Raw genomic sequence first — 18,493 nt, 5'->3', positions numbered from 1 at the left:
ATGAGCGTACCCATCAACTATTCGCAGCAGGATTCCATGCACAAGATCGTCTCCTCCGTCGTCCTCACCGCCCTCGCCAGCAGCCTGGCGCTTTGCTATCCCGCCCACGCCGCCAAGGCACCGGCCGCTGTTGTGAAAGAAGCGCCACTGCGCGGCCACCTGGCCTTCCTGGCGTCGGACGCCGTCGAAGGACGCGGCACCGGCCAGCGCGGCGGCGAGCTGACCGTCACCTACCTGGAGACGCAGGCATTGGCCGCCGGCCTGAAACCCGCCAACGGCAACAGCTTCCGCCAGGAGGTGAAAATTGCCGGCGTGCGTTCGCTGCCGCAGCAGAGCAATGTGGCACTGGTCGCCGGTGGCAAGGCGCTGCCGCTGCAGTTCGGCGCGGACTGGGTGTGGGGGCCGGGCGATGCGAAGCCCGAGCACAAGATGGATGCGGAACTGGTCTTCGTCGGCTATGGCATCAGCGCGCCGGAAGAAGGCTGGGACGACTTCAAGGGCCTGGACGCGAAAGGCAAAGTGCTGGTCATGCTGGTGAACGATCCGGCCCCGACTGCGGCAGAACCGAAGCGCTTCAACGGCGCCGGCCTGACCTATTACGGCCGCTGGACCTACAAACTCGAGGAAGCGGCGCGCCAGGGCGCGGCCGGCGTCCTCCTGATCCACACCGACGCATCGGCCTCCTACGGCTGGAGCGTGGTGCAGAACAGCTGGGCCGCCGCGGAGCGCTTCCAGCTCGCCGACAAGGACCTCGGCAGCGCCATGCAGGGCTGGATGACCGACGCCACTGCCCGCAAACTGTTCGCCGCCGCCGGCCAGGACCTCGATAAACTGCGCGCCGCCGCCGAAGACAAGTCCTTCAAGCCGGTGACCCTGAACGCGCGCGTAAAAGGCGAGACCCGCGCCGCGGTCCGCATGCTGAACGAATACAACGTGGCCGGCATCGTGCCGGGCACCGATCCGAAGCTGAAGGACGAAGTCGTCATCTACAGCGCCCACTGGGACCACATGGGCAAGCAGGGCACCGAGGGCGACACCATCTTCAACGGCGCCGTCGACAACGCATCGGGCACCGCGGGCCTGCTGGCGATGGCGCAGGAAGCCTCGCGCAACCCGGCCAAGCGTTCGCAGATGTTCCTGTGGGTGGCGGCGGAAGAGCAGGGCCTGCTGGGCAGCGCGGCCTACGCAGCGAAACCGCTGTGGCCTGCCGCGAAAACCGCCGCCAACCTCAACCTCGACAGCCTGAATTTCGTCGGCGCGGCGAAGGACATCGGTGTGCAGGGCAGCGAGCGCACGGATCTGGGCGCGATGGCGGCGGCCACCGCGAAATCGATGGGCCTTGTCGTGGCCGAAGCCAAGCCGGACCTCGCGGGTGGCTACTTCCGCAGCGACCACTTCAGTTTTGCGAAAGCCGGCATCCCGGCCTTCTCGGTCGGGGGCGGCAGCGCCTGGACCAAGGACGTGGAAGCGAACAACGCCAAGGCCAAGGCCTACCGCGCGCGCTATCACCAGCAGAACGACGAATACGACCCGAGCTGGGATTTGACCGGCATGGTGCAGCAGGCGCAGTTCACGCTGAACCTGGGCCGCATGATCGCCGACTCGCCGAAGATGCCGCAGTGGAAAGCAGGCGACGCGTTCGGCAAGATCCGCGCCGCCGCCAAGTAATCCACGTTCTGCAATCAAAAACGCCCGGCCCGAAAAATCGGCCGGGCGTTTCTGTTTTTACTGAATAATCCCGCACATAATCCTCGCCCCGCCCCCACCCAAAGGCGCCGGATGATCCGCATGATTATCCCCACCCGCATGCACCATCAAGGCCTTGCCTTTGACATCGGCCGCCTTCAAGCGCGGTGCCAACACCGGATTATTCGCCGCCCCCGAACTCTCCACGTATAAAGCCGGCAAATCACCGATATGCCCGTCGCCCCACGGCAAGCCATGCTTCTTGGCCCCGGTGGTGTCCAGATGCCCGCCCGCCGCGCCCGCCGGCACCGCTTTCCCATCCTTCTGGTTGGTCCCGCAACTGCCGCTCTCGTGCACGTGGAACCCATGCACCCCTGGCGGCAATCCGGTCAATGCCGGCGTGAAGACCAGCCCGTATTTCGTTTCGCTGATCGTGACGGTCCCGGCCGACGCGCCGACACCCTTCTCCGACACCGTATTCATCGTCGCCCGCATCTCGGCCGCGTGCACGGCCGCCCCTACATACGTCGAGCACAGCAGCGCCGCGCAAATCCATTGAGCTTTCATCTGATTCCCTTTCACTAGTCCGGTTTTTGAACGAGACAATTCAACGCGCCCGAGTGTAGACCATTCGACTGCCGAGGGGTGCTCTGTAGGACCGGCGTACGGGGCTCACGTCGCCAGTCGAGTGCCTTGCCCTTTGTCCTTTGCGTCGCACAAACGTCGATACGCGTATTTACAACCCTGCTAGCATGGTTGGTAACGACGTTCGGGGGCATGATGCGCGCGCTCTACCTCTGCCTGCTACTCGTGTTACTGCCGCTGGCGCTGTGGGGATGCAGCTACGGTCACGGCAACATTCGCCAGGATAAAGGCTTCTTTCACGAGCCTCATGACTTCGTCCTGCAGTTTGACGACAAGGGAAACATATGGGATACCGCCGTAGCACAGCGTGCGCTTGACACGATTGCCTACCAGTCCCGGATCACCAACACCATTGTCCTCACCTTCGTCCATGGCTGGCATCACAATGCCCGCACCGACGATGCAAACGTGCTCGACTTTGCCCGCGCGCTGGCGCGAACCCGGGCTGTTCTTGACGACGCGCCAACCGGCAACCCGGGCCCCTACACCGCATCGCGGCTTGCCCTGACCACGAGCGGTGACGTGAAGGTAATCGGCATCTACGTGGGCTGGCGTGGCCGCTCCTTGCCGATGCCTCTTAACTACCTGACGTTCTGGGGACGCAAAAAGGCTGCGGAGCAGGTCGGCGCGGGCGACCTGAAACCGTTCCTGCTGAACCTGAATCGGATTTACCGCGAGCGCAACAAAGCCCGGATGAACCGCCCCGGCGCGCCATTCATGGGCCTTGCAACCTTCGGTCATAGTTTTGGGGGACAGGTCGCCTTCAAGGCGGTCGCCGAGACTCTGGAGCACGAGCTCAATACCGCTCCAAACGGTGCGGTACTGCAGGGATATGGCGACCTGACCGTACTGGTCAACCCGGCCCTGGAAGCCGGGCAGTACGAAAGCATCCACCAGCTGAGCACGCGACGCTCGTATCATCCGGCCCAATCGCCTTTGTTGCTCGTGCTATCGTCGGAAGGTGACTGGGCAAGAAAATGGATGTTTCCGGCGGCGAGAATGCTCGGGAAAGGTTTTGGCCAACGCATGAGCGGGCCACCGGAGTTGTGGGGACTGGCCCTAGGCGAGTACGTCCCGCATCGCACCCATGTAATACACGTCGACCTGGAACGCCCGCTTGGCGAAAGGCCGTTCGATCCGTCCGATTATGTGGAGCGGCCATGCGTCCTGGCGAAGATGGACTTGGGCGCCGAGCGCAGCTTCCAGAATGTGCATGTGAAGCCGCTGAAGAACACGCCCTATAACCCGTTCATCGTTGCGTACACAAATAACGACCTCGTTATCCAGCACAGCGGTATTTTCGAAGAATCGCTGCGCAATTTCTTGAACGACTTCGTGGCGCTTACACAAGGAAAGAGGATGGTTGTCAGCAATCCATCCGTCCGTTGCTGATCCTGCATTGCTGATCGCCTGACAGCAGTGCCGGATCGCTATTGCCTGCCGGTGAACCAGCTGATGGCGTCTGTCGCAATATCCGGCGGGATCTCATGTCCACCGTGGAATTCCCGGTACGTCAGCGGATACCCCGCCGCCCGCAATTGATGAACGATCGCGCGGCTGCACGGGTCGACCGGCAGCACGGTATCGGCGTCGCCATGGGAAATGAAGACGGCGGGCGCACCCTGCTGTTCGATTGGACCGATGAACCCGGGCGACAACGCCAGCACGTGGGTGAACAGTTCGCCATTGGCCAGGCCCAGCGTCAGCGCATACGATGCCCCGTCCGAGAAGCCGCCAATGCCGATGCGGTTCGTGTCGATCGCGTAGTGCGCGAACACATGCGCGAGCGTCCGGTCCACCATGGCCAGGTCCGGCCCATAAGTGCGTTTGGCGATGATGTCCCAAGTTGTCGCATGCGATGCGGGCGCGGCGAGGATCAGCTCGGCGTGATCGGCCAGGTGCAGGAAGATGCGCAAGCCATCGTGGGCATGGCCGCCGGCCCCGTGCAGCAGGAGGACCAGCGGCAGCGGCCGATCCACCCGATAGTGCTCCGGCACATAGATATAACTGTCGCGCCGGCTCCCGATATCCAGCTTTTGCAGGCCGGTCGCGGCGCCCGACGTTGGCACGGCGCCGGCCGCCGGCAGCTCCACGTCAAGATGACCACGGTCGTTCATGCTGTTCCCTCCTGTTCGAGGGCAGTGTAAAACCGTGCGATGGCCCATGGCGCGAGATTCGCCTGGTGTTGTTTGCGGCCGAACACCACTGCATATCGGAGGGATGTAGGGTGTGCGGCTACACCCGCCAACACGCATTCACGCTGCGGTAATGCCGCCCACGCGTTCAACCAGCCAATGTACCGTCCGGAAGCATGCCCCTGTCAGCCCGCAGCCGTCTGCTCAAGCAAAGCCTGCGTCGTCATAATCGTCGCGTATTCCCCATCCAGATTCGCCAGCGACATCGCATGCACCTCCTCCGCACTGCGCTGCACGCCCGCATAGTCACGCATGGCAAATGCAAAGGTCGCGTCCGACACGACCACCGACTTGAAGCCGAGATTACCCGCCGTACGCGCACTCGCTTCCACCGAATAATTGGTGCTCACGCCAACAAAGACGACCTCATCCACCCCACGCACCCGCAGCCAACGCTCGAGCCCCGTATTAATGAACGCGTCCGTGACGTTTTTCTCGACCACATGCTCGTGCGGCAGTGGCAGCAGCGCTTCCTGAAACTCGACCCCGGATTGCCCTGGCGCGAAGGGCGACGCCGATGAGCGCGAAATGTGCCGCACATGCACGACCTGCGCACCGGCAGCGCGCCAAGTATTCAAAAGCTGAGCAATATGCAATTCCGCATCAGAATTGTTGCGGGTCCCTGCTTCAGGCTGCGCCATCCCCTTTTGCATATCGATAATGATGAGACATGGAAGTGGTTTGTGCATTCGCGTCACGAGTCCGTTCATATCAATATTAGTTCAATGCCAACTGCCAGTACCCAACATCGACCCAGCGCCCGAATTTCAGCCCCACTTCGCTGAAGTGCGCCACCTTGCGAAACCCCAGCCGTTCGTGCAACCGCACGCTGGCCTCGTTCGGCTGCGCGATCCCGCCGATCACCAGATGCAGGTCATGCTGGCTCAGTTCAGCCAATAAGGCCTCGTACAGCGTGCCGCCCGCACCCCTCCCTGCATAGTCCGGGTCGAGATAGATCGAGCTTTCGACGGAATAGCGGTAGGCAGCCCGGGCACGCCACTTGGTAGCGTAGGCGTAGCCGATCAGCGTGTCGCCATCGACCATCACCAGCCAGGGCAGTTCCGCTGCAGTGACATCCGCGATGCGCTGCTGCATCTCGGTTGCCGCTACCGGCTCTTCTTCGAAAGAGATGGTGGTGGTCGCGACGTAATGGTTATAGATGGCGCAGATGCGGTCCGCATCGGCGGGGTGCACGGGGCGAATGATTCGTGTCATGGTGGACGGGTCAGCAGGAATGTTTATTAAGCAACTATGCTTGATAGTAGCGTGTATTCGTTCTAGGGACCATGGGCAAAAAAAAACGGCACCCGAAGGTGCCGTCTTGTTCAGCTAGTTCCGACGATTACTCGCCATCCCCATGATGCTCAGCCGGAGCTGCAGCATTCTGCTGGTCTTCCATCGCCTGCAGTTCGGCAGCCATGTTGGCCTTCTCCTGCTGCAGCAGTGCCTGGCGCTCTTCCGCCTCCCACACTTCCTTCTCCTTGCGGGCACGGTGGAATGCCAGACCGGTACCGCCAGGAATCAGGCGGCCGACGATGACGTTTTCCTTCAGGCCGCGCAGGCCGTCGCGCTTGCCCATGATCGCCGCTTCGGTCAGCACGCGGGTGGTTTCCTGGAACGATGCGGCCGAGATGAACGAATCGGTCGACAGCGATGCCTTGGTAATACCCAGCAGCACGTTTTCGTAGGTTGCCGGCAGTTTGCCTGCGGCGTCCATGCGATCGTTCTCTTCCAGCAGCTCCGAACGCTCCACCTGCTCGCCGACGATGTAGTCGGTGTCGCCGGCTTCGACGATCGCCACACGGCGCAACATCTGACGAACAATCACTTCGATGTGCTTGTCGTTGATCTTCACGCCCTGCAGACGGTAGACGTCCTGCACTTCGTCGACGATGTAACGGGCCAGCGCTTCGATACCCAGCAGGCGCAGGATGTCCTGCGGATCGGCCGGACCATCGACGATCATCTCGCCCTTGTTCACCACCTGGCCGTCGTGCACCAGCACTTGCTTGTCCTTGGTAATCAGGAACTCGTGCTTGTTGCCGTCCATGTCCGTGATTTCCAGACGCTGCTTGCCCTTCGTTTCCTTACCGAAGGCGACGGTACCGGTGACTTCGGCCAGCATGCCCGCGTCTTTCGGCGAACGTGCTTCGAACAGCTCGGCAACGCGTGGCAGACCACCGGTAATGTCACGGGTCTTCTGCGATTCGGTCGGGATACGTGCCAGCACTTCACCCACCGAGACAGCCTGGCCGTCCTTCACCATGATCAGCGAGCCGATCTGGAAACCGATCGTCACGGCGTGTTCGGTGCCGGCGATCTTGACTTCCTGGCCTTCTTCGTTCAGCAGTTTGACCTGCGGACGCACGACTTTACCAGCCGAACCACGACGCTTCGGATCGATTGCGACCAGGGTCGACAGACCGGTCACTTCGTCGACCTGGCGAGCAACGGTGACGCCCTCTTCCACGTTCTCGAAGCGGATCGTACCGGCGTACTCGGTAATGATCGGACGGGTCAGCGGATCCCAGGTGGCCAGCGCGATACCGGCCTTGACGGTCATGCCGTCCTTGACCATCAGGGTCGCACCGTACGGCACCTTGTGGCGCTCGCGCTCGCGGCCGTGGTCGTCCGTGATCAGGACTTCGCCCGAACGCGAGATGACGATCTGCGCGCCCTTGCCGTTGGTCACGTAACGCATGGTGGCCGTGAAGCGCACCGTGCCGTTCGACTTGGCTTCCACCGACGATGCCACTGCCGCACGCGACGCCGCACCACCGATGTGGAAGGTACGCATGGTCAGCTGGGTACCCGGCTCACCAATCGACTGTGCTGCAACCACACCGACTGCTTCGCCGCTGTTGACCATCGAGCCGCGGCCCAGGTCGCGGCCGTAGCAGGATGCGCACAGGCCATAACGGGTGTCGCAGTTCAGCGGGGTGCGGACCTTGACTTCGTCGATGCCGAGGCGCTCGATCTCTTCGACCATGTCTTCGTCCAGCAGGGTGCCGGCCGGGTACACGGTTTCCTGGGTCTCAGGATTGACGACATCGTGACCCGTCACGCGGCCGAGGATACGGTCGCGCAGGGCTTCGATGACTTCACCACCTTCGACCATTGCCTTCATGTGCGTGCCGTTGTTGGTGCCGCAATCGTCCTCGATCACCACCAGATCCTGGGTCACGTCGACCAGGCGGCGGGTCAGGTAACCCGAGTTTGCCGTCTTCAGCGCGGTGTCGGCCAGACCCTTACGGGCGCCGTGCGTCGAGATGAAGTACTGCAACACGTTCAGGCCTTCGCGGAAGTTCGCGGTAATCGGCGTTTCGATAATCGAACCGTCCGGCTTGGCCATCAGGCCTCGCATACCAGCCAACTGGCGAATCTGGGCTGCCGAACCACGGGCGCCCGAGTCGGCCATCATGTAAATCGCGTTGAACGATTCCTGGGTGCCTTGGGTGCCGTCACGACGGGTGACCGGCTCGACTTTCAGCTGGTCCATCATCGCCTTGCCGACTTCATCGGAGGTCTTGCCCCATATGTCGACGACCTTGTTGTAACGCTCGCCGGCGGTGACCAGACCCGAGCTGTACTGCTGCTCGATCTGCTTCACTTCCGCTTCGGCGGTCGCGATCATGCCCTTCTTGACGTCCGGGATCATCATGTCGTCGACGGCGATCGAGATACCGGCGCGCGTCGCCAGGCGGAAGCCCGACTGCATCAGCTTGTCGGCAAACACGACGGTCGCACGCAGGCCGCACTTGCGGAACGACGTGTTGATCAGCTTCGAGATTTCCTTCTTCTTCAGGGCGCGGTTCAGCACCGAGAATGGCAGGCCCTTCGGCAGGATCTCGGACAGGATCGCACGGCCGACGGTCGTCTCGTAACGGGTCACGGTGCGCTCGAACTCGTCGCTGCCGGCAACACGTGGGAACTCGACGATACGAACCGTAATACGGGTCGCCAGTTCGACTTCCTTGTTGTCGTACGCGCGGATGACTTCCGACACGTCCGGGAACAGCATGCCCTCGCCCTTGGCGTTGATCGCCTCGCGCGTTGCGTAGTACAGACCCAGCACGATATCCTGGGACGGCACGATCGACGGCTCGCCGTTCGACGGGAACAGGATGTTGTTCGACGCCAGCATCAGGGTACGCGCTTCCATCTGCGCTTCGATCGACAGCGGCACGTGGACGGCCATCTGGTCACCGTCGAAGTCGGCGTTGAACGCCGCGCAGACCAGCGGGTGCAGCTGGATTGCTTTACCTTCGATCAGGACCGGCTCGAACGCCTGGATACCGAGACGGTGCAGGGTTGGTGCACGGTTCAGCATGACCGGGTGTTCTTTGATGACGTCTTCCAGGATGTCCCAGACCACCGGTTCCTGGATTTCGACCAGCTTCTTCGCCGCCTTGATGGTCGTTGCCAGACCCATCAGTTCGAGCTTGTTGAAGATGAATGGCTTGAACAGTTCCAGGGCCATCAGCTTCGGCAGGCCGCACTGGTGCAGTTTCAGCTGCGGACCGACCACGATGACCGAACGGCCCGAGTAGTCGACGCGCTTGCCCAGCAGGTTCTGACGGAAACGGCCGCCTTTACCCTTGATCATCTCGGCCAGCGACTTCAGCGGACGCTTGTTGGCACCGGTCATCGCTTTGCCGCGACGGCCGTTGTCCAGCAGCGAGTCGACTGCTTCCTGCAGCATGCGCTTTTCGTTACGCGTAATGATTTCCGGTGCGCGCAGTTCCATCAGGCGCTTCAGGCGGTTATTACGGTTGATGACGCGGCGATACAGGTCGTTCAGGTCGGAGGTCGCGAAACGGCCGCCATCCAGCGGGACGAGCGGACGCAGCTCCGGCGGCAGGACCGGGAGCACTTCCATGATCATCCAGTCCGGCTTGATGCCCGAACGCTGGAATGCCTCGAGCACTTTCAGGCGCTTGGCGTATTTCTTGATCTTCGCTTCGGACTTCGATTCCTTCAGTTCCACGCGCAGGGCTTCGGCATCGCGGTGGATGTCGATCGAGCGCAGCAGTTCACGGATACCTTCGGCGCCCATGTAGGCGGTGAAGTCGTCGCCGTACTCTTCGTACTTGGCGGCGTAATCGTCTTCCGACATGATCTGGCACTTCTTCAGCGGGGTCATGCCAGGATCGGTCACGACGTATGCTTCGAAGTACAGGACGCGTTCGATATCCCGCAGCGTCATGTCCAGGACCATGCCCAGACGCGACGGCAGCGACTTCAGGAACCAGATGTGCGCGGTTGGCGAAGCCAGTTCGATGTGGCCCATGCGCTCACGGCGCACCTTGGCCAGCGTGACTTCGACGCCGCACTTCTCGCAGATCACGCCACGATGCTTCAGGCGCTTGTATTTGCCGCACAGGCACTCGTAATCCTTGATCGGGCCAAAGATCTTGGCGCAGAACAGGCCGTCACGCTCAGGCTTGAAGGTACGGTAGTTGATGGTCTCGGGCTTCTTGACTTCACCGAACGACCACGAACGAATTTTTTCGGGCGACGCCAGGCCAATCTTGATGGCGTCGAAGCTCTCGTTTTGCTGTACTTGCTTGAATAGATCGAGCAGTGCTTTCATGTATCACTCCAGAGGTGACTAAATTTCTATTTCGGGACGCTAGTGCGACCCAAACCAAGCGGCATTTCGAAAGGGGAACGGGAGTACTTTGGGGCTCCCGTCCAAAAGGCAAGGCCTGATTGCTCGACCTTGCCTCCCTTCTCTGCTTCTTAGTTACGCTCGAGGTCGATATCGATACCCAGCGAGCGGATTTCCTTGACCAGCACGTTGAACGATTCAGGCATGCCGGCGTCGATCACGTGGTCGCCTTTGACCAGGTTCTCGTACACCTTGGTACGGCCATTCACGTCATCCGACTTCACAGTCAGCATTTCCTGCAGCACGTACGATGCGCCGTACGCTTCCAGTGCCCACACCTCCATCTCACCGAAGCGCTGGCCACCGAACTGGGCTTTACCGCCCAGCGGCTGCTGCGTCACCAGCGAGTACGGACCGGTCGAACGCGCGTGCATCTTGTCGTCGACCAGGTGGTGCAGCTTCAGCATGTGCATGTAGCCAACGGTGACCTTGCGCTCGAACGCTTCGCCGGTGCGGCCGTCGTACATGGTGACCTGGTTCTTCGACGGGGTCATGCCGAGGTGCGCGGCAATGTGGTCCGGGTAAGCCAGGTCCAGCATGCGATGGATTTCCGACTCGTGCGCGCCGTCGAAGACCGGCGTCGCGAACGGCACACCCTTCTTCAGGTTGCCGGCCAGGCCCATGATTTCCTCGTCGTTGAAGCCGTCGAGGTCTTCCTTCTTGCCGGTCTCGTTGTAGACCTGGCCGAGGAAACCACGGACTTCTTCGACGGCTGCCTGCTTCTGCAGCATTTCGCCGATACGCAGGCCCAGGCCCTTCGCTGCCCAACCGAGGTGGGTTTCGAGGATCTGGCCGACGTTCATACGCGACGGAACGCCCAGCGGGTTCAGCACGACGTCGGCTGGAGTGCCGTCCGCCATGAACGGCATGTCTTCCACCGGCACGATACGCGAGACCACACCCTTGTTACCGTGGCGGCCTGCCATCTTGTCGCCCGACTGCAGGCGGCGCTTGACGGCCAGGTAGACCTTGACCATCTTTTGCACGCCAGGCTGCAGCTCGTCGCCTTGCGTCAGCTTCTTGCGCTTCTCTTCGAAGGCCAGGTCGTACTGGTGACGCTTCTCGTTGATCGATTCCTTGATCGCTTCGAGTGCGTTAGCGGACTCATCATCAGCCGGACGGATGTCGAACCAGTGGAACTTGTCCAGGTCCGCCAGGTATTCCGACGTAATAACCGCACCTTTCGCCAGCTTCTTCGGGCCACCGTTGACGACCTTACCCACCAGCATACGCTCCAGACGCTGGAAGGCGTCGCCCTCCACGATACGCATCTGGTCGTTCAGGTCCAGGCGGAAACGCTTCAGCTCATCGTCGATGATCTGCTGGGCGCGCTTGTCGCGGGTGATGCCTTCGCGGGTGAACACCTGCACGTCGATCACGGTGCCGACCATGCCCGAAGGCACGCGCAGCGAGGTGTCTTTCACGTCCGACGCTTTTTCGCCGAAGATCGCGCGCAGCAGCTTTTCTTCCGGCGTCAGCTGGGTCTCGCCTTTTGGCGTGACCTTACCGACCAGCACGTCGCCGGCGGTGACTTCCGCGCCGATGTAGACGATGCCCGATTCATCCAGGCGCGCCAGCTGGTTTTCAGCCAGGTTCGAGATGTCGCGGGTGATTTCTTCCGCGCCGAGCTTGGTGTCGCGGGCGACAACCGACAGCTCTTCGATGTGGATCGAGGTGTAACGGTCGTCCTTGACGACGTTTTCCGAGATCAGGATCGAATCCTCGAAGTTCAAACCGTTCCACGGCATGAACGCGACCAGCATGTTCTGGCCCAGGGCCAGCTCGCCCAGGTCGGTCGATGCGCCGTCGGCAATCACGTCGCCACGGGCAACGCGGTCGCCAACCTGCACGATCGGACGCTGGTTGATGTTGGTGTTCTGGTTCGAACGGGTGTACTTGATCAGGTTGTAGATGTCGACACCGACTTCGCCCGCGGTTGCTTCGTCGTCGTTGACACGAATAACCACACGGCCCGCATCGATGTAATCCACGACGCCGCCACGGATGGCCTGCACGGTGGTACCCGAGTCGACCGCGACGGTGCGCTCGATACCGGTACCGACCAGCGCCTTTTCAGGACGCAGGCAAGGCACGGCCTGGCGCTGCATGTTCGCGCCCATCAGTGCACGGTTCGCGTCATCGTGCTCGAGGAACGGAATCAGCGAGGCTGCGACCGAGACGATCTGGCCAGGGGCGACGTCCATGTACTGGATGCGCTCTGGCGAGACGAGGATCGTTTCGCCGGCTTCACGTGCCGAGACCAGTTCGTCGACCAGCTGGCCTTCTTCGTTGATCGCTGCATTCGCCTGGGCGATGATGTAGCGGCCTTCTTCGATGGCGGACAGGTAATCGATCTTGTCGGTGACCTTCGAACCTTCGACCTTGCGGTACGGGGTTTCCAGGAAGCCGTATTCGTTCAGGCGGGCGTACAGTGCCAGCGAGTTGATCAGGCCGATGTTCGGGCCTTCAGGCGTTTCGATCGGGCAGACGCGGCCGTAGTGGGTCGGGTGCACGTCGCGCACCTCGAAGCCCGCACGTTCGCGCGTCAGGCCGCCAGGTCCCAGGGCGGAAACACGACGCTTGTGCGTGATTTCCGACAGCGGGTTGGTCTGGTCCATGAACTGCGACAGCTGCGACGAACCGAAGAATTCGCGGATCGCGGCCGAGATCGGCTTGGAATTGATCAAATCGTGCGGCATCAGGTTGTCCGCTTCGGCCTGGCCGAGGCGTTCTTTCACTGCACGCTCGACGCGCACGAGGCCGGCGCGGAACTGGTTTTCGGCCAGTTCGCCCACGCAACGCACGCGGCGGTTACCCAGGTGATCGATATCGTCGACTTCGCCGCGGCCATTGCGCAGCTCGACCAGGATCTTGATCACGGCCAGGATGTCGTCGTTCGACAGCGTCATGGCGCCGGTCAGTTCGTCGCGGCCGATGCGGCGGTTGAACTTCATGCGGCCGACGGCCGACAGGTCGTAGCGCTCAGGGCTGTAGAACAGGCCGTTGAACAGGGCTTCCACCGACTCTTCGGTTGGTGGTTCGCCAGGACGCATCATGCGGTAGATCGCCACGCGCGCGGCCATCTGGTCGGCGGTGTCGTCGGTGCGCAGGGTCTGCGAGATGTAGCCGCCCTGGTCCAGGTCGTTCGTGTACAGGGTCTGGATCGCGTCGACGTCGGCGTCGCGCAGTTTGCCCAGCAGCTCGTCGGTCAGCTCGTCGTTGGCGGACGCGATGATTTCGCCGGTGTCGGCGTCAACGATGTTGCGGGCCAGGATACGGCCGATCAGGTAGTCTTCAGGAACCGAGATGGCCTTGATGCCGGCCGCTTCGATATCGCGCACATGCTTGGCATTGATGCGCTTGTCCTTGGTGACCAGGGTCTTGCCGGTCTTCGGATCGACGATGTCGAAGCGCGCAACTTCGCCGCGCAGTCGCTCGGACACGAATTCGATTTCCCCGCCTTCCGAGCGCAGGGTGAAGTTGTCGAACACGAAGAAGTTCGCCAGGATCTGTTCCGGCGTCATGCCAATGGCCTTCAGCAGGATCGTCACCGGCATCTTGCGGCGACGGTCGACGCGGAAGAACAGGATGTCTTTCGGGTCGAACTCGAAGTCCAGCCAGGAGCCGCGGTAAGGAATGATACGTGCCGAGAAGAGCAGCTTGCCCGACGAGTGCGTCTTGCCGCGGTCGTGCTCGAAGAACACGCCCGGCGAGCGGTGCAGCTGGGAGACGATCACACGTTCGGTGCCGTTGATGACGAACGAACCATTAGCGGTCATGAGCGGCAATTCGCCCATGTACACTTCCTGCTCTTTCATTTCCTTGACGACCGGCTTGGTCGGCGATTCCTTGTCCAGGATCACCAGGCGCACTTTGGCGCGCAGTGGCGAGGCGAAGGTCAGGCCGCGCTGCTGGCATTCCTTGACGTCGAACGCGGGGTCGCCCAGCACGTAGGACAGGAATTCGAGACGAGCGAAGCCGTTGTGCGACACGATCGGGAAGATCGAGCTGAAGGCCGACTGCAGGCCTTCGTTCTTGCGGCCGGACGGCACGCCGTCCGCTTGCAGGAAATTCTCGTAGGATTCAAGCTGGGTAGCCAGAAGATATGGAACGTTGTGAACGTTGGCGCGCTTCGCGAACGACTTGCGAATGCGTTTCTTCTCAGTAAATGAGTAGTGCATGGACACTCCGTGAGTGACAGAAAGGATGAGAATTCAGGGATTGCCAGTGGTGGAGCGACCACATACAAGGCCTCAAGTCTCTTGCTGTTCCATCAAATGAAAAGGGACTAGCGTGCTGCTGATGCTGTGCTACGATTCCTGCCGTGTTGCGGTGGTACCAAGCATGTTGCGTTTGCCGCAGGGACGACAAAAGAGCCAAAGCCGCAGCACCGCCTTCCGACGGGGCTTGCAAGCTTTGACTCGGGCGTTGGGCACCTTGCGATGCCCATTGCTTTTGATTACTTCAGTTCTGCCTTGGCGCCAGCATCTTCCAGCTTCTTCTTGGCGGCTTCAGCGTCAGCTTTAGGCATGGCTTCCTTGACGGTCTTTGGTGCACCGTCAACCACGTCCTTGGCTTCTTTCAGGCCCAGACCGGTGATTTCACGGACGGCTTTGATGACGCCGACCTTGTTCGCGCCGATTTCGGTCAGCACGACGTTGAATTCGGTCTGCTCTTCGACAGCAGCAGCAGCAGCGCCGCCGCCAGCTGCCGGTGCTGCCATTGCAGCTGCCGACACGCCAAACTTCTCTTCGAATGCCTTGACCAGGTCGTTCAGGTCCATGACGGACATTTCGCTCACTGCGTTCAGGATATCGTCTTTGCTAATTGCCATTTGAAACTCCAGATTTGTGTGTGTTTGTAGTACAGATCAGTTACTTGAGAAAAAAGGCCGCGCTTACGCTGCAGCGGTTTCTTCGGCTGCAGGAGCAGCTTCCGAACCTTCGCCTTTTTTCGCTGCCAGGGCAGCCAAGCCACGTGCAAAGCCCGACACCGGAGCCAGCATCACGCCCAACAGCTGCGAGATGAGGACTTCACGGGATGGGATGCTTGCCAACGCGGTAACAGCAGCAACGTCGAGCTGCTTACCAGCGTAGTTACCGGCTTTCACGACCAGCTTGTCGTTGGTTTTCGCAAAGTCAGCGATGACTTTAGCGGCAGCAACGGCGTCGTCCGAGATCGAATAGATCAGCGGACCGGTCATGGCGTCAGCCAGCGGGGCAAACTGCGTGCCTTCGACAGAGCGGCGTGCCAGCGTGTTCTTCAGAACACGCAGGTACACACCCTGCGAGCGCGCGGCTGCACGGAGTTTCGTCAAGTGACTAACCTGGATGCCACGGTACTCGGCGACGACGATCGTTTGCGCGGATGCTACTTTCGCGCTCACTTCTTCGACGACAGCCTTTTTGTCATTCAGATTAAGACCCACGGTCATCTCCTTAAATGATGCAAACAAAAGCGTTCGCATCGGTTCGAACACGGCGTCCGAAGTTAAGAAGTCAAACTAACGCGGATGAATTCACGCAGCATGGACTACAAAACTTGTTCGGGTACACCATCTGCGTTGGGTGATGTATTAACCAGTTGCCCAACCACTGCTCCCGGCCCAACGGTCTTTGATTGCCTGCCGGAGCTGATTCAGCCCCGACAGCCCAAAGATGCGCCCCGCTAATGTTTTGCGGGGACTTGATTCTTCTAAAATTTAAGCGGCGATCGAAGCGTGATCGACACGGACGCCAGCGCCCATCGTCGACGAGATCGCCACCTTGCGCAGGTATACGCCCTTCGAGGTGGCCGGCTTGGCCTTGTTCAGTGCGTCGATCAGGGCAGCCAGGTTGGCCTTCAGGTCGGCGTCAGCGAACGACTTGCGGCCGATCGTTGCGTGGATGATGCCGCCTTTGTCGGTACGGTACTGGACCTGACCGGCTTTGGCGTTCTTCACCGCGGTGGCGACGTCAGGGGTGACGGTGCCGACCTTCGGGTTAGGCATCAGGCCGCGTGGGCCCAGGATCTGGCCCAGGGTACCGACGATACGCATGGTGTCTGGCGAGGCGATGACGACGTCGAACGGCATGTCGCCGGCTTTGACGCGCTCAGCCAGGTCTTCCATACCGACGATGTCGGCGCCGGCTGCACGGGCAGCTTCGGCCTTGTCGCCGGAGGCGAACACGGCGACACGAACGGTCTTGCCGGTGCCTGCTGGCAGGACGACCGAACCACGAACGACCTGGTCCGACTTCTTCGGATCCACGCCCAGTTGAACGGCGACGTCGATCGACTCGTTGAACTTGGCGGTTGCGAATTCCTTGACGAGCGACAGTGCGTTGTCGAAGGCGTAGACCTTGTTACGGTCGACTTTCGCTTTCATTTCTTTGACGCGCTTGGACAGCTTAGCCATTACAGACCCTCCACCGTGATGCCCATCGAACGTGCCGAACCGGCGATGATACGCACTGCGGCGTCCATGTCGGCTGCGGTCAGGTCCGGCTGCTTGGTTTTTGCGATTTCTTCAGCCTGCGCACGGGTCAGCGTGCCAACCTTGTCGGTATGTGGCTTCGGCGAACCTTTGGTGATGCCAGCGGCTTTCTTGATCAGGTAGGTTGCCGGTGGGGTCTTCATCACGAAGGTGAAGGACTTGTCGGCGAACGCGGTGATCACGACTGGGATCGGCATGCCTGGCTCGAGACCCTGGGTCTGGGCGTTGAACGCCTTGCAGAATTCCATGATGTTCAGGCCGCGCTGACCCAGTGCTGGGCCGATCGGTGGGGATGGGTTTGCTTTACCAGCTGCAACTTGCAGCTTGATAAAACCAATAATCTTCTTGGCCATGGATGGCTCCTAAATTGGCTTTGAGTAGTAGCGCCCCACCGCTACTACCTAGCTCGGCGGGGCTCCTCTTACCGGATTCCGCCTTGCTGCTGCGACGCTCCGATTATTGCGTTTAAACTTTTTCGACTTGCCCGAACTCCAGTTCCACCGGAGTTGCGCGGCCGAAGATGGTGACAGTCACACGCACCTTCGATTTTTCGTAATTCACTTCCTCGACGTTGCCGTTGAAGTCGGTGAACGGGCCTTCCTTGATGCGGACCTGCTCGCCCACTTCGTACAGCACTTTCGGCCGTGGCTTCTCGACGCCTTCCTGGACCTGCTGCATGATCTTGTCGATCTCGCGCGCTGGAATCGGGGTTGGCTTGTTCGATTTGCCGCCGATGAAACCGGTGACCTTGCTGGTGTTCTTCACCAGGTGCCAGGTCTCGTCGGTCATTTCCATCTCGACCAGCACGTAGCCAGGGAAGAAGCGGCGCTCGGTAACCGATTTGCTGCCGTTCTTGACTTCCACGACTTCTTCGGTCGGGACCAGGATCTGGCCGAACTGCTCGCTCATGCCGGCGCGCTCGATGCGCTCGGTCAGGGCGCGCATGACGCTCTTTTCCATACCGGAGTAGACGTGAACGACGTACCAGCGCTTGTTGCTGACCGGGACGCTCACCGGAGCGGCGTCAACCGGAGCTGCACCAGCATCTTGTGCCGGGACGCCGGCCGCCGGAACTTCGTCCGGCGCATTGTCTTGCACGTTATCGCTCATTATTTCCACCCAAGAACCAGGTCGTACAACAGGAATCCCAGCAGCTTGTCCGTGCCCCACAGGAAGAGCGCCATGACGACGACAAAAGCGAACACGATCATGGTGATCGAAGTCGCTTCCTTGCGGGTCGGCCAGACAACCTTCTTGACCTCACGGACGGACTCTTTGGCGAAGTTCAAGAACTCGCGGCCGGTGGTGGACGTCCACAAAAGCAGGAGAGCAAAAACTAAACCAGCCATCAGGGCGCCGCCGGCGACCAAGGCTGGTTTGTTTTGGCCTTTCAGGTAAAAGAACCCGACTACGCCTGCAATCGCGGCAACCACCGCCAGGACCACCTTAAACTTGTCATTCGAGGTGCTAACGGTTTGCACGGATTGATTAGACATTCTTCTTTACTTTCGGTGCTGCGCACCAGAATTCGGTGGCAGGGGCGGAGGGAATCGAACCCGCGACCTTCGGTTTTGGAGACCGACGCTCTGCCAATTGAGCTACACCCCTACGAAGACTTCAGCTGAATCGCGCATTCTACACCATACGCGCGTATGGTGGAGAATGTTTTTTTTGAAGGAGAGGAATAAATTCTCTCCTTCAAAAGGTTTACTACTTTTTAATGCCTACTACAAACTTCTTGAAACTTAAGCCAGGATCTTTGCAACCACGCCGGCGCCGACGGTACGGCCGCCTTCGCGGATTGCGAAGCGCAGGCCTTCT

The 18,493-nt window shown here is 60.7% G+C and carries 15 protein-coding genes and 1 tRNA gene; 2 read left to right on the top strand and 14 right to left on the bottom strand.

The genetic code is table 11. The features are described 5' to 3' along the window. Positions 1 to 36: 36 nt before the first annotated feature. Positions 37 to 1,668, top strand: a complete 1,632-nt coding sequence (locus tag ACFPN5_RS06140; RefSeq protein ID WP_379781476.1) for a M28 family peptidase — start codon at positions 37 to 39, stop codon at positions 1,666 to 1,668. A 57-nt stretch (positions 1,669 to 1,725) separates the two neighbouring features. Here ACFPN5_RS06140 and sodC read toward each other — a convergent pair whose 3' ends face one another. Next, positions 1,726 to 2,253: a superoxide dismutase [Cu-Zn] SodC gene (gene sodC, locus ACFPN5_RS06135; RefSeq protein WP_379781192.1), complete on the bottom strand. Its 528-nt coding sequence runs from the start codon at positions 2,251 to 2,253 to the stop codon at positions 1,726 to 1,728. Between the two features lie 210 nt (positions 2,254 to 2,463). On the opposite strand from sodC, the gene ACFPN5_RS06130 reads away from it, so the two are divergent. Beyond that, positions 2,464 to 3,723: a hypothetical protein gene (locus ACFPN5_RS06130; protein ID WP_379781190.1), complete on the top strand. Its 1,260-nt coding sequence runs from the start codon at positions 2,464 to 2,466 to the stop codon at positions 3,721 to 3,723. A 38-nt stretch (positions 3,724 to 3,761) separates the two neighbouring features. Here ACFPN5_RS06130 and ACFPN5_RS06125 read toward each other — a convergent pair whose 3' ends face one another. The 13 genes from ACFPN5_RS06125 to ACFPN5_RS06065 all read right to left on the bottom strand — a co-directional run. Then, a complete protein-coding gene (locus ACFPN5_RS06125) occupies positions 3,762 to 4,448 on the bottom strand; it encodes an alpha/beta hydrolase (protein ID WP_379781188.1) in 687 nt (228 codons plus the stop codon). A gap of 203 nt (positions 4,449 to 4,651) precedes the next feature. Next, positions 4,652 to 5,215, bottom strand: a complete 564-nt coding sequence (locus ACFPN5_RS06120; protein ID WP_379781186.1) for a cysteine hydrolase family protein — start codon at positions 5,213 to 5,215, stop codon at positions 4,652 to 4,654. A 28-nt stretch (positions 5,216 to 5,243) separates the two neighbouring features. Then, a complete protein-coding gene (locus ACFPN5_RS06115; protein WP_379781184.1) occupies positions 5,244 to 5,741 on the bottom strand; it encodes an arsinothricin resistance N-acetyltransferase ArsN1 family B in 498 nt (165 codons plus the stop codon). A 127-nt stretch (positions 5,742 to 5,868) separates the two neighbouring features. Further along, positions 5,869 to 10,119 (bottom strand): DNA-directed RNA polymerase subunit beta', encoded by a 4,251-nt coding sequence (gene rpoC, locus ACFPN5_RS06110; RefSeq protein WP_379781182.1) that lies wholly within the window; start codon positions 10,117 to 10,119, stop codon positions 5,869 to 5,871. A 149-nt stretch (positions 10,120 to 10,268) separates the two neighbouring features. Then, positions 10,269 to 14,378 (bottom strand): DNA-directed RNA polymerase subunit beta, encoded by a 4,110-nt coding sequence (gene rpoB, locus ACFPN5_RS06105; RefSeq protein WP_379781180.1) that lies wholly within the window; start codon positions 14,376 to 14,378, stop codon positions 10,269 to 10,271. A 278-nt stretch (positions 14,379 to 14,656) separates the two neighbouring features. Continuing rightward, positions 14,657 to 15,031, bottom strand: a complete 375-nt coding sequence (gene rplL / locus ACFPN5_RS06100; RefSeq protein WP_379781178.1) for a 50S ribosomal protein L7/L12 — start codon at positions 15,029 to 15,031, stop codon at positions 14,657 to 14,659. A 63-nt stretch (positions 15,032 to 15,094) separates the two neighbouring features. Further along, on the bottom strand, positions 15,095 to 15,625 hold the full coding sequence (gene rplJ, locus ACFPN5_RS06095; RefSeq protein WP_379781176.1) for a 50S ribosomal protein L10: 531 nt from the start codon (positions 15,623 to 15,625) through the stop codon (positions 15,095 to 15,097). A 273-nt stretch (positions 15,626 to 15,898) separates the two neighbouring features. After that, positions 15,899 to 16,594: a 50S ribosomal protein L1 gene (rplA, locus tag ACFPN5_RS06090; protein ID WP_379781174.1), complete on the bottom strand. Its 696-nt coding sequence runs from the start codon at positions 16,592 to 16,594 to the stop codon at positions 15,899 to 15,901. Then, entirely contained in the window at positions 16,594 to 17,025 is a 432-nt protein-coding gene (gene rplK / locus ACFPN5_RS06085) for a 50S ribosomal protein L11 (RefSeq protein WP_192055850.1), read from the bottom strand. Before rplK ends, rplA begins: the two co-directional genes overlap by 1 nt. 112 nt (positions 17,026 to 17,137) lie before the next feature. Continuing rightward, positions 17,138 to 17,782, bottom strand: a complete 645-nt coding sequence (nusG, locus tag ACFPN5_RS06080) for a transcription termination/antitermination protein NusG (RefSeq protein ID WP_379781172.1) — start codon at positions 17,780 to 17,782, stop codon at positions 17,138 to 17,140. Next, a complete protein-coding gene (gene secE, locus ACFPN5_RS06075) occupies positions 17,782 to 18,168 on the bottom strand; it encodes a preprotein translocase subunit SecE (protein ID WP_379781170.1) in 387 nt (128 codons plus the stop codon). Before secE ends, nusG begins: the two co-directional genes overlap by 1 nt. Before the next feature lie 36 nt (positions 18,169 to 18,204). After that, positions 18,205 to 18,280 (bottom strand) — tRNA-Trp (locus ACFPN5_RS06070). Between the two features lie 137 nt (positions 18,281 to 18,417). After that, positions 18,418 to 18,493: EF-Tu C-terminal domain-related protein (locus tag ACFPN5_RS06065; protein ID WP_465263164.1), on the bottom strand; the 76-nt coding region annotated here is incomplete at its 5' end.

Origin of the sequence: Massilia niabensis (assembly GCF_042655085.1) — a bacterium.
GTDB lineage: Bacteria > Pseudomonadota > Gammaproteobacteria > Burkholderiales > Burkholderiaceae_D > Telluria > Telluria niabensis.
This window is presented reverse-complemented; position numbering and strand designations above follow the sequence as displayed.

What these genes read in the sequence shown, in the direction of transcription:
- ACFPN5_RS06140 (WP_379781476.1), top strand. Translation starts at nt 37, where the DNA reads ATGCACAAGATCGTCTCCTCCGTCGTCCTCACCGCCCTCGCCAGCAGC.
- sodC (WP_379781192.1), bottom strand. Translation starts at nt 2,253, where the DNA reads ATGAAAGCTCAATGGATTTGCGCGGCGCTGCTGTGCTCGACGTATGTA.
- ACFPN5_RS06130 (WP_379781190.1), top strand. Translation starts at nt 2,464, where the DNA reads ATGATGCGCGCGCTCTACCTCTGCCTGCTACTCGTGTTACTGCCGCTG.
- ACFPN5_RS06125 (WP_379781188.1), bottom strand. Translation starts at nt 4,448, where the DNA reads ATGAACGACCGTGGTCATCTTGACGTGGAGCTGCCGGCGGCCGGCGCC.
- ACFPN5_RS06120 (WP_379781186.1), bottom strand. Translation starts at nt 5,215, where the DNA reads ATGCACAAACCACTTCCATGTCTCATCATTATCGATATGCAAAAGGGG.
- ACFPN5_RS06115 (WP_379781184.1), bottom strand. Translation starts at nt 5,741, where the DNA reads ATGACACGAATCATTCGCCCCGTGCACCCCGCCGATGCGGACCGCATC.
- rpoC (WP_379781182.1), bottom strand. Translation starts at nt 10,119, where the DNA reads ATGAAAGCACTGCTCGATCTATTCAAGCAAGTACAGCAAAACGAGAGC.
- rpoB (WP_379781180.1), bottom strand. Translation starts at nt 14,378, where the DNA reads ATGCACTACTCATTTACTGAGAAGAAACGCATTCGCAAGTCGTTCGCG.
- rplL (WP_379781178.1), bottom strand. Translation starts at nt 15,031, where the DNA reads ATGGCAATTAGCAAAGACGATATCCTGAACGCAGTGAGCGAAATGTCC.
- rplA (WP_379781174.1), bottom strand. Translation starts at nt 16,594, where the DNA reads ATGGCTAAGCTGTCCAAGCGCGTCAAAGAAATGAAAGCGAAAGTCGAC.
- rplK (WP_192055850.1), bottom strand. Translation starts at nt 17,025, where the DNA reads ATGGCCAAGAAGATTATTGGTTTTATCAAGCTGCAAGTTGCAGCTGGT.
- nusG (WP_379781172.1), bottom strand. Translation starts at nt 17,782, where the DNA reads ATGAGCGATAACGTGCAAGACAATGCGCCGGACGAAGTTCCGGCGGCC.
- secE (WP_379781170.1), bottom strand. Translation starts at nt 18,168, where the DNA reads ATGTCTAATCAATCCGTGCAAACCGTTAGCACCTCGAATGACAAGTTT.